This window comes from Pantoea sp. ABR1s (genome assembly GCF_057812235.1).
On sequence record NZ_CM173823.1, the window covers coordinates 3,307,016 to 3,322,767 of the forward strand.

Annotated in this window: 11 protein-coding genes; 5 read left to right on the forward strand and 6 right to left on the reverse strand. The window is 59.7% G+C overall.

Annotation, left to right across the window (positions count from 1 at the left end; genetic code table 11):
* The first annotated feature begins 31 nt into the window (after positions 1 to 31).
* Complete coding sequence (gene hemL, locus ACXKZD_RS15710) at positions 32 to 1,312, forward strand: glutamate-1-semialdehyde 2,1-aminomutase (RefSeq protein WP_033756925.1); 1,281 nt, start codon at positions 32 to 34, stop codon at positions 1,310 to 1,312.
* A 277-nt stretch (positions 1,313 to 1,589) separates the two neighbouring features.
* Here hemL and fhuB read toward each other — a convergent pair whose 3' ends face one another.
* The 6 genes from fhuB to hrpB all read right to left on the reverse strand — a co-directional run bounded on the left by fhuB (position 1,590) and on the right by hrpB (position 12,815).
* Complete coding sequence (gene fhuB, locus ACXKZD_RS15715) at positions 1,590 to 3,569, reverse strand: Fe(3+)-hydroxamate ABC transporter permease FhuB (RefSeq protein WP_488981718.1); 1,980 nt, start codon at positions 3,567 to 3,569, stop codon at positions 1,590 to 1,592.
* Positions 3,569 to 4,447 carry a Fe(3+)-hydroxamate ABC transporter substrate-binding protein FhuD gene (fhuD, locus tag ACXKZD_RS15720; protein WP_346542346.1) on the reverse strand — a complete coding sequence of 293 codons (879 nt, stop codon included), beginning with the start codon at positions 4,445 to 4,447 and terminating at the stop codon, positions 3,569 to 3,571. Before fhuD ends, fhuB begins: the two co-directional genes overlap by 1 nt.
* 10 nt (positions 4,448 to 4,457) lie before the next feature.
* The gene (gene fhuC, locus ACXKZD_RS15725; RefSeq protein WP_488981719.1) at positions 4,458 to 5,252 is read right to left on the reverse strand and encodes a Fe3+-hydroxamate ABC transporter ATP-binding protein FhuC; all 795 of its coding nucleotides are present in this window, start codon (positions 5,250 to 5,252) and stop codon (positions 4,458 to 4,460) included.
* A gap of 39 nt (positions 5,253 to 5,291) precedes the next feature.
* Positions 5,292 to 7,493: a ferrichrome porin FhuA gene (gene fhuA / locus ACXKZD_RS15730; protein ID WP_488981720.1), complete on the reverse strand. Its 2,202-nt coding sequence runs from the start codon at positions 7,491 to 7,493 to the stop codon at positions 5,292 to 5,294.
* Positions 7,494 to 7,692: 199 nt separating this feature from the next.
* On the reverse strand, positions 7,693 to 10,233 hold the full coding sequence (mrcB, locus tag ACXKZD_RS15735) for a bifunctional glycosyl transferase/transpeptidase (protein ID WP_010254047.1): 2,541 nt from the start codon (positions 10,231 to 10,233) through the stop codon (positions 7,693 to 7,695).
* A gap of 98 nt (positions 10,234 to 10,331) precedes the next feature.
* The gene (hrpB, locus tag ACXKZD_RS15740) at positions 10,332 to 12,815 is read right to left on the reverse strand and encodes an ATP-dependent helicase HrpB (protein WP_033756617.1); all 2,484 of its coding nucleotides are present in this window, start codon (positions 12,813 to 12,815) and stop codon (positions 10,332 to 10,334) included.
* A 36-nt stretch (positions 12,816 to 12,851) separates the two neighbouring features.
* On the opposite strand from hrpB, the gene thpR reads away from it, so the two are divergent.
* The 4 genes from thpR to gluQRS all read left to right on the forward strand — a co-directional run bounded on the left by thpR (position 12,852) and on the right by gluQRS (position 15,746).
* Positions 12,852 to 13,409, forward strand: coding sequence for an RNA 2',3'-cyclic phosphodiesterase (gene thpR, locus ACXKZD_RS15745; protein ID WP_488981721.1), 558 nt, complete (start codon positions 12,852 to 12,854; stop codon positions 13,407 to 13,409).
* Positions 13,387 to 14,091, forward strand: coding sequence for a DNA/RNA nuclease SfsA (sfsA, locus tag ACXKZD_RS15750; RefSeq protein ID WP_033756614.1), 705 nt, complete (start codon positions 13,387 to 13,389; stop codon positions 14,089 to 14,091). Before thpR ends, sfsA begins: the two co-directional genes overlap by 23 nt.
* 247 nt (positions 14,092 to 14,338) lie before the next feature.
* A complete protein-coding gene (gene dksA / locus ACXKZD_RS15755) occupies positions 14,339 to 14,794 on the forward strand; it encodes an RNA polymerase-binding protein DksA (protein WP_010254035.1) in 456 nt (151 codons plus the stop codon).
* Between the two features lie 73 nt (positions 14,795 to 14,867).
* Complete coding sequence (gene gluQRS, locus ACXKZD_RS15760) at positions 14,868 to 15,746, forward strand: tRNA glutamyl-Q(34) synthetase GluQRS (RefSeq protein ID WP_488981722.1); 879 nt, start codon at positions 14,868 to 14,870, stop codon at positions 15,744 to 15,746.
* The last annotated feature ends 6 nt before the right edge of the window (positions 15,747 to 15,752 follow it).

Sequence of the window (15,752 nt, forward strand, 5' to 3'; positions counted from 1 at the left end):
GCAATATTTTTATGAACCGCTGGAGCCGAAAATGAGTAAGTCCGAACAACTGTTTGCCGAGGCACAACGCCTGATCCCGGGTGGCGTAAACTCGCCAGTACGCGCATTTACCGGTGTGGGCGGCGTTCCGCTGTTTATTGAACACGCTGATGGCGCCTATCTCTATGACGCTGACGGCAAAGCCTATATCGACTATGTCGGCTCATGGGGTCCGATGGTGCTGGGTCATAACAACGCGGCGATCCGTAACGCCGTGATTGAAGCGGCACAGCGCGGCTTAAGTTTTGGCGCACCGACCGAAATGGAAGTGACCATGGCACAGCTGGTGTGTGAGCTGGTGCCGAGCATGGAGATGGTGCGGATGGTCAACTCCGGCACCGAAGCGACTATGAGCGCTATCCGTCTGGCGCGTGGCTTTACCGGCCACGATAAAATCATCAAGTTTGAAGGCTGCTACCACGGCCACGCCGATCATCTGCTGGTGAAAGCCGGCTCCGGTGCGTTAACACTGGGTCAGCCGAACTCGCCGGGCGTACCGGCCGATTTCGCTAAACATACCCTGACCTGCACCTTTAACGATCTCGACTCAGTGCGCAGCGCTTTTGAGCAATATCCCGAGTCGATTGCGGCCATCATCGTTGAGCCGGTGGCTGGCAACATGAACTGCATCCCACCGCAGCCGGAGTTCCTGCCGGGTCTGCGTTCCCTGTGTGATGAGTTCGGCGCACTGCTGATTATTGATGAAGTGATGACCGGTTTCCGTGTCGCGCTGGGTGGCGCGCAGGCTCATTACAATGTGCGCCCTGATTTGACCTGCCTTGGGAAAATCATTGGTGGCGGAATGCCCGTCGGTGCGTTCGGTGGCCGTCGCGAAGTGATGGCAGCGCTGGCCCCGACCGGTCCGGTTTATCAGGCGGGAACGCTCTCTGGTAACCCGATCGCCATGGCGGCGGGTTTCGCCTGCCTGACGCAGATCGCGCAGCCGGGCACCCATGAGAAGCTGGATGCCCTGACCCGCAAGCTGGCAGAGGGTCTGCGCGAAGCAGCACAACAGCAAAATATCCCGCTGGTGATTAACCATGTTGGCGGGATGTTCGGCCTGTTCTTCACCGATGCTGACAGTGTGACCTGTTACGCCGATGTAACCCGCTGCGATGTGGAGCGCTTTAAAACCTTCTTCCACCTGATGCTTGAGGAGGGCGTTTACTTTGCGCCTTCAGCCTATGAAGCGGGCTTTATGTCGCTGGCGCACAGCGAAGAGGATATTCAGCGCACTGTCGACGCCGCGCGTCGTTGTTTCGCGAAGCTGTAATTTCGGCAGCGTTAAAGATGAAGACCGGCAGCAGTTGGTCTTTTGTTATTGATGAGGCTTGCCCCGCTCTGTTGTGAGAGGGTGCACGCACAGGAAACAGGGTCAGATCGGAAAGGCGCGAAAGCCGTCATCCTTGACTCGCTCGGCCCGCGCCGTCCCTGGCGCGGGACGCTTTCCTCCTCTGACCCAATTTCCTGCGCATTGAGCTTCTTCGTTGTTGTCAGATTCACCCTACTTTGGATCTGGCCGGCGTCTGAAACCAGCCTGCTTTTTCCTCTTAACCTGAACGCCGCAGCAGCCAGATAAAGTAAGGCGCGCCTAAAAAGGTCGCCATCAGCCCGGCTGGGATCTGATCCGGGAATGCCAGCATTCGTCCGCACCAGTCAGCCAGCACCATCAATCCCGCCCCCAGTAATCCTGACAGCAGCAGTTGCGGCAACGCCCGCCGGAATCCCAGCATGCGTGCCATATGGGGCGCCATTAGTCCGACAAAACTCAGCGGGCCGATAGTCAGTGTCGCGCTGGCGGTCAGCGCGGCCGCCAGCAGCAGCAGACTCAGCCGCGCAGGCGTCAACGCCATACCGGCCGAGCGTGCGGTAGCGCTTCCCAGCGGCAGCAACGTCAGCCAGCGACTGGCCAGCGGTGCCAGCGACACCAGCACCAGCGCGCAGACTGCGCTCTGAATCGCCTGAGTGCCGCTGATGTTATAGGTCGAGCCGGAGATCCAGCTCAGCAGCCCGCCCATACGCGGATCGCCACTCGCCAGCAGTAGCATCAGCAGGGTGACAAAGGCGCTGTTAAGCGCCATGCCCGCCAGCAGCATTCGTTCCGGCGAAAAGCCGCCCCGACTGGCTACCGCCATGATCACCAGCAGCGTCAGCGCCGCGCCCAGCGCACCGGCGGGCAGCAGCCAGGCCAGCGCATCGCCCGGCACAAAGAACATCATCATCACCACGCCAAAAGCGGCACCCGAACTGATGCCCAGCACTTCCGGACTGGCCATGGGATTGCCGGTCAGCCGCTGAATCAGACTCCCCGCCACGCCCAGCATCAGGCCGGTCACCAGCGCGGCCAGCACGCGCGGTGCGCGCCACGGCAGCAGCGATTGCAGCATCTCACCCGCTGACCAGACCCAGCCCTGCGCATCTCGCCCAAACGCCAGACCGCCCCACCCCAGCAGTGCCAGGATGGCAAGTCCCGTCAGCGCCCAGCGCAGCAGGTTCTGTCGCTCGACGGGCACCTTATCACCCTGATTCAGCGCGGGCGGCACCGAACCGGTGCGCAGTCGCGGCAGCAGCCACAGCAGAATCGGTACGCCGAGCAGCGCCGTGGCGGTGCCGGTCGGGATATCGCGCCAGTGGGTGCTGAGCCACAACACGCAACTGTCCGCCAGCCACAGCAGCAGCGCGCCAGTCAGCGGAGCCAGCAGCATCCGGGTGATGAGCCGTCGTCCACCCAGCATCTTCGCCAGCAGCGGCGCAAACAGCCCGATAAAGCCGATGATACCGGCGACGTTGACCAGCTGTGCGCTGAGCAGGATCGCCAGCCCGAGGCCACCGACACGCGCCACGGAGAGCGCAAGGCCAAGGTTTTTCGCTACGCCATCATCCAGCCCCATCAGCGTCAGCGGACGCAGCAGCGCCAGCGCCAGCACAAACGCCAGCAGCAGGCGCGGCCAGAGTTGCTGCACATTTTCCCAGCTCATCTGATTCAGCGCGCCAGTGCTCCACAGAAACATGTTCTGCAGCTGATCGTGATTGAAGATAGCGAAGATTTGATTCACCGCGCCGCTGTAGAGGCTCAGCACCAGCCCGGCCAGAATCAGCGTTACCGGCGACAGACGTTTGCCCCAGGCCACACCAAACACCAGCGCGCCCACCAGCAGCGCGCCACTGAGCGCGGCAAACTGCTGTGTCAGCGCCCCGCCCGGCAGATGCCACAGCGTCGCCACGGTAATGCCCACCTGTGCACCTGAAGAGACGCCCAGCGTGGTTGGCTCCGCCAGCGGATTACGCAATATCTGCTGAAACAGCAGACCGGCTAAGCCCAGCCCGGCACCCACCAGCAGCGCCAGTACCGTGCGCGGCAGCAGGCTGTAGTGAAACACCATCTGCGGCAGGCTATCGACCACCGGTGACCAGAGTGCCTGCCACCATTCAGCCTGTGGCAACGCCTGATGCAGATTGACCAGCGTCAGGCTGAGCGCCAGCAGAAACAGCAGGCTGAGGAGGCCTGCGGGAAACAGAGCATGGCGCATCAGTGCGTCTCCAGCGCGCGTTCCAGCACGCGAACAAAGTGCAGCGCCGAGAGCGTCGCACCGTAATACCAGACGGCCGGGACGCGCTGAAAGCGTCCGGTGCGTACAAACGGCAGCGACTGCCACAGCGGGCTGCGCATCAGTTGCTGCATCTCCGCATCGTTATCATGATCAAAGCAGATGACATCCACATCCCCGACCTGCGCCAGCTTTTCAATGCCGATCACCGCGCTGCCCCAGAAATTTGTTTCGCCCTGCCAGCCATTTTTCAGGCCCAGCAGAGTCATCACTTCCAGAAACAGACTGTTTTTGCCGAAGGTAATGGCGTGACGACTGTCGAGCAGCGACATCAGCAGGATAGTGCGTCCGGCATAGGGCGCCAGCCGCTGGCGCGCCGCCGCCAGCTGATCATCGACCTCGCGCAGATGCTGTTCTGCTCGCGCGCTTAATCCAAGGCGCGCCGCCAGCTGACGCAGCGATGCGCGCGCGGCAGTGAGAGGTTTCCCGTCGCCGCTGTGGAGGTCGAAGCCCATAATGGGCGCGATGCGCGTCAGTTTCTCTTTAGGCGGGCCGTAGCCGTTGGAGCAGAGGATCAGCGACGGCTGCATTTGCGCCATCAGCTCAAGATTGGGTTCAGTGCGCAGACCTACATCGATCACGCCTTCAGGCAGCGGCGGCTCCCCTACCCAGATGTTGTAGTTGTGCAGATCGGCCACGCCCCAGGGCGTGACGCCTAGTGCTATCAGCAGTTCGGTGGGTAACCACTCCAGTGCAATAATCCGACCCGAATTTGGCGTGGCGGCACGCAGGGGAAGCGCACAAAACAGCGGAGAGACTGCCAGCGCCAGCATCAGTCGGCGGCGATTAAGATCGGGCATCATCCTCTCCTTAACAGACAAAACTGACCGGCGTGCCGCCCTGCGGGTGCGGTAAAATGCCCATCGGAATGCCATAAATCGCACCGAGCACCTCAGCCTGCATAATCGCCTCTGCGTCTCCTTCGGCAATCATCGCGCCCTGACGCAGCGCCACCAGATGATCGCAGTAGCGTGCTGCCATATTGATATCGTGCAGCACCGCAATCACGGTTAAGCCGCGCTGCTGGCTCAGCGCTTTTATCAGCGCCAGCACCTCAACCTGATGGGCAATATCCAGCGCCGACGTCGGTTCATCCAGCAGCAGACAACGGCTGTTCTGCGCCACCATCATCGCCAGCCAGGCGCGCTGACGCTCGCCGCCCGACAGGCTATCTACCAGCCGTCCGGCAAAGGCGTTAAGTCCGACCTGGGCAATCGCATCCTCTACCCGGTCGCGATCTTCCTGACCAAAGCGCCCCAGCGCGCCGTGCCAGGGATAGCGGCCAATCGCCACCAGTTCACGCACCGTCATCCCTTCGGCTGCCGGTAACTGCTGCGGCAGATAGGCCACCTGACGGGCAAAGGCTTTGCTGTTCCAGCGTCCGACGGGCTGCTGATTCAACAGCACCTCTCCGCTGCTGGCCGCGTGGTGACGACCCAGCATTTTTAACAGTGTTGATTTGCCCGAGCCGTTGTGACCGATCAGCCCGGTCACTTTTCCCGGCGGAAAGGTCAGCGACAGTGGCTGAAGGAGAGTCCGGCCCGGCACTTCAAAACTGGCGTTTTTCAGCGTAAAGGTCGCCTCTTCTGCGTGCGGATGCGGCATGGTTATCCCTGTGAACGGGCGCCGAAGCGCCCGGTTAAATCAGAATCTGAAGGTCGCGGTGCCGACAATCTGGCGCTCCGCACCCCAGTAGCAGGCGTATTCACGATAGCAGCTGGCGACGTAGTCGCGGTCAAACAGATTGTTGACGTTGACGCCCACAGTCGAACCCGGCAAACCGAAACGACCCAGATCATATTTCAGCGCCGCATCCACCGTGGTGTAACCGGCAACTTTAAAGTTCTGGTTCTGCTCAGTGCCAGTGCTGTAAAGGCCCTGACTCTCACCGACATAACGCACACCCGCGCCAAGCGTTACGCCTGAAAGGGCTGTCTCGTGGAAGGTGTAGTCGCTCCACAGTGAGGCCATATGTTTCGGCACCTGTACCGGCGTTTTGCCTTTGAGCTGGGTGTCTTCGGTATATTCCACATCGGTGTAGGTGTAGGACGCCGTCAGGTTAACGTTGGCATTCAGCGCCGCTTTAGCTTCCAGCTCTACGCCCCGTGACCGGATTTCACCGCTCTGAACGCTGAAAAAAGCTCTGTTTGGATCGGGATCGGCAGTCAGGTTCTTGGTTTTGGTCAGCTGATAAAGCGCGGCGGTGAGCACCACCGGACGATCTTTCGGCACATACTTCACGCCCGCTTCATACTGCTTAGCACGTGACGGATCAAATGCCTGACCCTCATAGGTCGAACCTGCATTCGGAATAAAGGCTTCGCTGTAGCTGAAGTAAGGCGCGATGCCATTATCAAACACATAGTTCAGGCCGCCGCGCCAGGTAAAGGCCTGATCGTTCTGGCGATCAACGCTATCCGCTACCCGATCGTAAACCGAGTTCATGGCATAGTCGTAGCGGCCACCCAGCGTCAGCACCCAGCGGTTCCACTCCATCTGATCCTGAGCATAGAGGCCGGTCTGACGCTGCTTGTTGAGATGCTGATAAGGACCAAATGGCGTTACGCTGTTATCACCATATTGCGGATTAACCGCATTCAGGCTGGAGGCAGTGCCAAATTGTGCATCGATATCATTGCGGGTACGCTGGAAGTCCACGCCCAGCAGCAGCGTATGATCAACCTGGCCGGTGGCGAATTTCGCCTGCGCCTGGGTATCGACCGCCAGTTGGTTGAGTTTCTCTTCTGAAACCGCCGAACCGCGCGTGATTTCCTGAGTCGCCGGCAGGAAACCATTGCCATAAATGCTGCGGTAATCGGTGCGCAGGTCGGCATAACGCAGGTTCTGGCGCAGCGTCCAGGTGTCGTTAAAGCTGTGCTCGGCGTTATAACCGACCATTTTGGTGTTGCGTGAAATCTTGTTGCTCTGCTCGCCTTCATCAAAGTTGGTTGGCAGTTTGTACTGGCTGCCATCGGCGCGGGTGATCGGTACCACCATGCCCTGACGCGGCAGCCAGCCGTAATAACCGGTTTCTGGCTCGTTCTGGAAATAGGTGAGCAGGTCAATGCGGGTGCGATCGTCGGGACGCCAGCTGAAAGCCGGTGCGATGGTATAGCGCTTCTCTTTGTTCATCGCCTGCTGCGCATCCTGACTGCGCGCCTGGCCGGTCAGGCGATAGCTGTAGACGCCGTCGTCGTCCAGCGCGCCGCCAAAGTCAAAGCCGGTCGAGAAGAGGTTGTCGTTACCCATCTGGAACTGCACTTCGCGCAGGGTTTCCTGGGTCGGACGCTTACTCACCAGCGAGACCACGCCGCCGGGATTGCTCTTACCGTAGAGCACCGAAACCGGGCCGCGCAGCAGTTCAGCACGTTCCAGGAAGTAAGGATCGATGGCAAACTCAGAGTAGTTGTCACCCTGCAGTTTCAGACCATCCAGATACTGATTGGTGTTGGTTTCGCTGAAACCGCGAATCGACAACGCATCAATCACGTCTGAGCTGCCCCGGTTACCGGTCAGCACGCCAGGCGTGTAGTTAAACGCCCCTTTCACGCTGGTTACGTTACGCATCTCCATCTCTTCACGGGTGACCACGGAGATGGACTGCGGATTTTTTTCAATGGGGGTATCAGTTTTGGTCCCGGTGGCGCTGCGTTTCGCTGCCACGGTGGGTGCTGGTCCCCAGGCGCTTTCCGCCTCGACGCCGCTGCCGCCATCAGCCGAGACGACCATCGTCTCCGTCTGCGCGGCGTAAAGAGAGGAGCTCAGGCTCAGTGAGATCATGATGCCCAGAAGCGGTCGGGAAAATGTTTTTTTGGTGTTGTCAGAAAAAGTCGTTCGCGCATTCATAAAAGTGTCTCTTAACAATAGGCTCAGGCAGGCGAATCGAAACGATAATGATTATTATAACGCTTAGATAATATGCGAAATTCAGCAGGTACTGCAAGAAGAAATCCCAGTAGTGACGCCGTTTGCAGGCCGATTGACGCGTATTGATCAGGAACAAAAAAAGGGCGCCGAAGCGCCCTTTTTAACCTGTCTGACTGATTTATTTGCCAAACATATCTTTTATCCACCCTGCTACGCCGTCGCTATCTTTCTGCTCCTGCTGTTGCTGTTGCTGGGCCGGTTGTTGCGGCTGCTGCTGTTGTTGCTGCTGCTGATCGAAGAGCTGTTGTTGCTGCTGAACCTGCTGCTGCTGTTGCTGACACAGGGCATTCGGATCCAGCGCCCACACTGGCAGAGAACGCCAGGTGCTGCTGCCTGTGCCGCAGACAAAGTTACCGGCAGAATCCACATTCATCAGCGACACATCTTCCGGCGGCGTCAGCTGTAACGGCATCGGGGCCTGAATGTCCAGGTAGCGACGGTAGAGCTGCATCGCGCCGCTGGCACCATAGAGTTTGGTCGGCTGGTTGTTATCGCGTCCCACCCAGGTGATCGCCACTTCTTTGCCATCAATACCGGCAAACCAGCTGTCCACCAGATCGTTGGTAGTACCGGTTTTGCCCGCCAGATGCGCATTCGGGAAACGCGCGCCCAGCGCACGGGCGGTACCGTGGTCAGCTACCTGTTGCATGGTGTAGAGCGTCAGATAAGCGGCCTGCGCCGGCTCAACACGCTGCGCCTGCGGATAGCTCTGATAGAGCACGCTGCCATCTTCCGCAATCACCGAACGCACCGCTGACAGCGACGCGCGGTTGCCGCCGCTGGCAATCGACTGGAACGCCTGAGCCACTTCAACCGGCGTCAGGTTTAAGGCACCCAGCAGCATCGATGGCACCGGATGCAGCTGCTCTTTCGGCACGCCCAGCTTGTTCCAGGTATCCACCACCGCATCCAGCCCCAGCGTCATGCCGAGGTTTACGGTCGGCACGTTCATTGAGTTGGTCAGCGCATCTACCAGCATCACTTTGCCGCTGAAGCGACGATCGTCGTTCATCGGTTTCCAGATGCTGCCGTTTGGCTGTTTCAGCGCAATCGGTTCATCGGCGATCCAGCTGTTCAGCCGGTAGCTGTTTGGCTGACTCAGCGCGGTCAGGTAAGTCGCCGGTTTCGCCAGTGAGCCGATAGAGCGACGTGCCTGCAGCGCGCGGTTGTAACCGGCATACTGTGGATCGGCACCGCCGACCATAGCGCGGACTTCGCCGCTGAAACGGTCAACCACCACCATCGCGGTTTCCAGATCTTTCAGACCACGCTGTTTTTTCAGCGTCGGAATGCCATCGATCACCGCTTTTTCGGCCGCATCCTGCGACACCGGATCCAGCGTGGTGAAGATTTTCACCCCGGAGAGATCTTTCACCTTGTCGCCCAGTTTTGCCTGAAGCTCGTTACGCACCATCTGCATAAAGGCCGGCTGCGGCGTAATCACGCCGCCTTTCGGCTGCACGCCCAGCGGACGGGCCGACAGCATGTCATACAGCTCCTGGTCGATCACTTTCTGCTGCTGCAACAGGCGCAGCACGAGGTTGCGTCGTTCCAGCGCCAGTTTCGGGTTACGCCACGGATTATAGAGCGACGCGCCTTTCACCATGCCGACCAGCATCGCCTGCTGATCCAGACTCAGCTCATCAACCGGACGGCCAAAGTAGTAGAGGCTGGCCAGCGGGAAACCGCGGATCTGATCGCTGCCAGCCTGACCGAGATAGACCTCGTTCAGGTAGAGCTCCAGGATGCGATCTTTGCTGTAGCGCGCATCCATGATCACCGCCATGTAGGCTTCACGCGCTTTACGCCACAGCGAACGCTCGTTGGTGAGGAACAGGTTCTTCACCAGCTGCTGCGTCAGCGTACTGCCGCCCTGCACCGCTTTCCCGGCCGTGATGTTCGCCAGGAAGGCGCGGCCGATGGAGTAAGGGCTGATGCCATCATGCTCATAGAAATGGCGATCTTCGGTGGCGATCAGCGTATCGACCAGCAGATCCGGGAAACCGGCGCGCGGTACGAAGAGTCGCTGTTCACCGTTCGGCGACTGCAGCATGGTGATCAGGCGCGGATCGAGGCGGAAAAAGCCAAAATCACGACCGGTTTCGAGGTTTTTAATCTCGCTCAGCTCATCTTTACTGAAGCTCATGCGCGCGTGGATCTGCCCCTCTTTACTGTCGGGGAAATCAAACGGGCGACGCAGCAGATCGATGGTGTTGCCCTTCACCGAAAACTCGCCAGGGCGGGTAATACGGGAGACTTCGCGATACTGAGTACCTTCCAGCAGCGCCACCATTTCACTTTTGTTGTAGGCCATGCCGGGTTCCAGGCTGACCATGCGGCCATAGACGGTGGCGGGCAGTTGCCACACTTTACCGTCAATCCGGCTGCGAATTTCCGAGTCGAGGTAGATGCCCCACGCGGCCATGACCACCACAAACACCAGGAACAGTTTGATTACCCATCCCAGCCAACGGCGTTTGCCGCGCGGCGGTTTTCCACCTTTACCTTTACGTGGCACCGGCGCTTCCTCCTCGTCATCATTAAAATCGTCCTGATCGATATCCTGTTCGATATCCCTGCGTCGTCCCCGGCCCGCACTGCTGCGCGGCGGCAACGGTTTACCTTTGCGCCCTATTGGTTCGCGATCGTTCCCAGACATTACTTTTCTTCTCCAGGCAGTGCTTACGGCAGCGCCGCTACTCTAACTGCTTTCTCGCGTGCCGCATGGCAGAACCCTCTGAATTCGATCCAGTGGACTCAACCCTGCGGGGACATTTTTTTGGTTCGCCTTGTTGGCAAGGCGGTGGCCGGATCCTCGGGCCAGGGATGTTTAGGATAACGTCCCTTCATCTCTTTCCTGACCTCCGGCCAGGCACCGCGCCAGAACGCCGCCAGATCGCGGGTGATCTGCAACGGGCGCTGGGCGGGCGATAACAGCTCCAGCACCAGCGGAATACGTCCTTCCGCCACGGTGGGATTCTGCGCTTCGCCAAACATCTCCTGAATCCTTACCGCCAGCGCGGGCGGCTTCTCCGCATCGTAGCGGATTGGCAGCCGGCTTCCGGTGGGCACAGTGTAATGAGTTGGCAGCACAGTATCCAGCCGCTGACGCTGTGACCATGTGAGTAAATGTAAGAGTGCCGTGGTCAGGTTCACCGCCTGCAGGCTGCGGAGATCGCGTACCGCTGACATCTGCGGCAACAGCCACTGCGACAGGCTCTCAAGCAGCGTTTCATCGTCAGTCGCGGGCCAGCTCTCTTCCGGCAGCCACCGGGCCGCACACTGGATGCGCAGGCGCAGCTGTTCGGCCTCCGGCGTCCAGCCCAGTATCGACAGACCTTTTTCGGCGATCCAGCGCAGCATGGCCGCGTGCAGCACCTCCGGTTCCGGGCGCGCCATCGGCTGGGTTTTCAGTATCAGCGCGCCAATCTGCTCACGTCTGAAAGCACGCAGCGTGCCTTTCTCTTCATCCCACTCTACTTCGGTCCGGCGCTCAATCAGGGCGGGCTGCTGCTGGCATAGCGTTTCAATATCGACCGGCAGTGCCAGCAACATCCGGGCATCCGGTGTGGCACTGCCCTGCAACAGAGCAGGCGCAATCAGCCACTCATTACGCGTCAGGCCATCCTGCTCATCGAGTCTGGCGCCCAGCCCGTTGGCCAGCTGATAGCGACCGCTCTGATCGCGTCGCCGCGCCAGCCGATCGCCAAAGCCCACCGCCAGCAATCCGGCGAAACGATCTTCATCGATGCGCCCGCCACGGATTTTAAGCCGCTGCTGCCACTGCTGCGCCCGCCGCTGCCATTGCGCCTGCGGCCGATGCAGCGCATCACGCAGGTCGGCGCTGCCGCTGCGGGGAGGATCTTCCAGAATCGCCACCAGCAGCGCGGCGCTGGCGACCGCATCCGGCTCATCGCCTGCGGCACACAGTATGGCGGCGAGTCGGGGATCGCATCCCAGTTGCGCCATGCGCCGTCCCAGCGTGTTGAGCAGGCCGTTGTTGTCCAGTGCTCCCAGTCGGGTCAGCTGCTGCTGCGCCGCATCCAGATTTCTGGCGGGCGGCTGGTCCAGCCACTGCAGCTGTTGCGGCTGGGTACAGCCCCACTGCAGCAGATCCAGCCACAGCGACGAGAGATCGCTGTTAACGATTTCCGGTTCACTCTGCGCCGCCGCTCGTGATGCCTGCTCCTGCGGCACCAGATGCAGGCAGAGTCCCGGCATCAGTCGCCCGGCGCGACCCGCTCGCTGGATCATCGATGCCTGGCTGATTCGCTGGGTCTGCAGACGCGTAACGCCGCTGCGGGCATCAAACAGAGCGCTGCGTTCCAGCGCACTGTCGACCACCAGTCGAATCCCCTCAATGGTCAGGCTGGTTTCGGCGATATTGGTGGCAAGCACCACTTTGCGGCGGCCGTCGGCGGCAGGCAGAATTGCCCGGCGCTGCGCCGCCAGCGGCAGTGCGCCATAGAGCGGCGTCAGATCAACGTCGTCACTGATGCGTGATTCCAGCTCGCGCTTCACCCGTTCGATCTCCGCCACACCCGGCAGAAACAGCAGCAGCGAACCGCTCTCATCCCGCAGCAGCTGGGCGACTTCACGCGCGACCGCCTCTTCAAAACGCACATTCTGATTCAGTGACGCGTAACGTCGCTCAACCGGATAGCTGCGCCCTTCTGAGACGATCAGTGGCGCATCCGGCAGCAGCGCCGCCAGCCGGGCATTGTCCAGCGTGGCGGACATCAGCATGATTTTAAGATCGTCGCGCAGCCCCTGCTGTACATCAAGCAGCAGCGCCAGCGCCAGATCGGCCTGCAGGCTGCGCTCGTGAAATTCATCGAGGATCACCAGCGACACGCCTTCCAGCATCGGGTCGTGCTGAAGCATGCGCGTGAGCATGCCTTCGGTCACCACTTCCAGCCGGGTCTGTGGCCCGACGCAGCTTTCGCCACGCATCCGGAATCCCACCGTGCCACCCGGCTGCTCGCCGAGTTGCTCCGCCAGCCGCTGCGCCACATTACGCGCCGCCAGCCGACGTGGCTCCAGCATGATGATCCGTCCTGGCAGCGCCGCCTGCTGTAACAACTGCAGCGGCAGCCAGGTCGATTTGCCCGCGCCGGTTGGTGCGGCCAGCAGGATTTGTGGGGCGTCACTCAGCGCCGCCAGGATGTCAGGCAGCACCGCGCTGACCGGTAAATCGCTCACAGCAAACTCCGCTTCTGCCTGTGCTAAGATGGCGCGCATTGTAGCATCCATCCGTGATATTTGCCGGAGAGCGCCATGGCGACACAACGCTTATTTTTTGCCATCAGCCTGCCTGACGAGATGCAGCAAGAGCTGGTGCGCTGGCGGGCCGATACCTTTCCTGCGGAGGCGGGCCAGCCGGTGGTCGCGGCGAATCTGCACCTGACGCTGGCGTTTCTGGGTGAAGTTGCGCCGGAAACCTCACAGCGCCTGCAGACGCTGGCCTCCCGTATTGTGCAGCCCGGTTTTGATCTCGACCTGGATGATGCCGGACACTGGCCGCGCCCCGGCGTGGTCTGGCTCGGCTGCCAGCGTGCGCCACGCGGTCTGTTGCAGCTCGCCAGCCTGCTGCGGGCGCAGGCCGCCCGGCATGGCTGTTACCAGAGTCCCCAGCCGTTTCATCCGCACATTACGCTGTTAAGCCACGCCACGCAGCCGGTGACGTTACCGCCGCGCGGCTTTCACTGGCGTTTTCGCGTCTCTACCTTTTCTCTGTTCGCCTCTGAATATGCCCGGGGCCGCACCCGCTATCGCGCCCTGGCTAGCTGGCCATTACATTCTCAGGATCCACATGCACTTCTCTCCGCCCCTTAAACCCGCCCGTCTGATTGCCCGTTACAAACGTTTTTTGGCCGATGTGGTGACGCCAGAGGGCGACGTTCTGACGATTCACTGCGCCAATACCGGCGCCATGACCGGCTGCGCCACGCCGGGCGATCGGGTCTGGTATTCGACGTCCGATAGCCTGACGCGCAAATACCCCCACAGCTGGGAGCTGACCGAAACGCAACAGGGCCACTGGATCTGCGTGAATACGCTGCGCGCCAACCAACTGGTGGCTGAGGCCCTGGAGCAGGAACGGCTGCCGGCGCTGGCCGGTTATACGCATCGTCAGGCGGAAGTGAGATATGGCACTGAAAAAAGCAGAATTGATTTCCTGCTCAAAGCAGAGGCCCGGCGCAACTGCTATATTGAGGTGAAATCCGTAACCCTTCTACATGAAGGAAAAGGGTATTTTCCGGATGCGGTGACGATTCGAGGACAGAAACACCTGCGTGAACTGGCGACAGTTGCGGCAGAGGGTCATCGGGCCGTTTTGTTGTTTGCCGTTTTGCACTCGGGGATTGAGGACGTTTCTCCGGCACGTCACATTGATGTGGCGTATGCAGAACAACTGGCTCAGGCGCAGCAGGAGGGCGTAGAGGTTTTAGCGTACCAGGCAGACTTATCGGCGGAGGGAATGTTTCTTAAATCGCCGATCAACGTAACCTTGTAATATCTTTTGCAATTTTATGTGTTAAGAATGTTCTGAGCTAAGGGCCAATTACGCTGTTCCTCACAGGCTTGTCAAGGTGTGTTCATGAAGAATTGCCAACCCTGACTGCTTCTGTTATTTATAGCGGCCTGTTTTTTTCCCCAATGGGGGATCGATGTACCCCGCAGACGTCAAATGCAGGCTGGCAGCAAGGCCCCTGCGAGACGAAATTCGAAGGGTATAGTGCGTGTTATCCAGGAGAAGCAACATGCAAGAAGGTCAAAACCGTAAAACATCGTCCCTGAGTATTCTCTCTATTGCTGGCGTCGAACCTTATCAGGTGAAGCCTGGCGAAGAGTATATGAATGATGCGCAGCTGACCCATTTTCGCAAGATTCTGGAAGCCTGGCGTAATCAATTACGGGACGAAGTCGATCGTACCGTTTCTCATATGCAGGATGAAGCCGCTAACTTCCCGGACCCGGTTGACCGTGCCGCGCAGGAAGAGGAGTTCAGCCTGGAGCTGCGTAACCGCGATCGCGAACGTAAACTGATCAAAAAGATCGAGAAGACGCTGAAGAAAGTTGAAGATGACGACTTCGGCTATTGCGATTCCTGTGGCGTTGAGATTGGTATCCGCCGTCTCGAAGCCCGTCCTACTGCCGATCTCTGCATCGACTGTAAGACGTTAGCAGAAATTCGTGAGAAACAAATGGCCGGCTGATGCCGCGTCCAGCCTGTTACCACGCAGTGGAACAACTGCTGTTTTGTCCGCTGCGTGGTCACTTCTGAAACCTATGTCATCCTCCTGTATCGGTCGCTTCGCCCCTTCTCCCTCTGGTGAACTCCACTTCGGATCGCTGATTGCTGCCCTGGGCAGTTACCTGAGCGCGCGTGCGCAAAACGGCGTCTGGCGGGTGAGAATTGAAGATATCGATCCGCCACGGGAAGTACCGGGTGCCGCCAGCCGTATCCTGCATCAGCTGGAGCACTACGGTTTAGAGTGGGATGGCGAGGTTCTGTGGCAGTCACAACGTCATGAGGCCTACCGTGACGCGCTGGCCTGGCTGCAGCAGCATCGTCAAAGCTATTACTGCACCTGCCCCCGGCGTCGCATTCAGCAGATTGGCGGTTTCTATGATGGTTACTGCCGTGAACGGCAACGCGGACCGGAGAATGCCGCGCTGCGTTTACGCCAGCATGCGCCGGTCTTTGCGTTTGACGATCGTCTGCGTGGCCGTGTGGAGGCGGACAGGCGTCTGGCACAGGAAGATTTTATTATTCACCGCCGTGATGGCCTGTTTGCCTATAACCTGGCGGTCGTTGTCGATGATTATTTTCAGGGCATTACCGAAGTGGTTCGCGGCGCAGATTTGATTGAGCCGACGGTGCGACAGATTGCGCTCTGCCAGCAATTTGGCTGGCCGGTGCCTGACTGGCTGCATCTGCCGCTGGCGCTTAACCACGATGGCCATAAGTTGTCGAAGCAGAATCATGCACCTCCGCTGCCGGATGGCGATGCCAGACCCCTGTTGGTGGCGGCGTTACGCTTCCTCGGACAGCCGGTTTCAGGCGGCTGGCAGGACTTAACGCAGGACAAACTGCTGTCTGATGCGGTGGCGCAGTGGAATATCGCTTTGATGCCGCAAGAGAACGCCCTGAAACCGGATGCATAGACAACA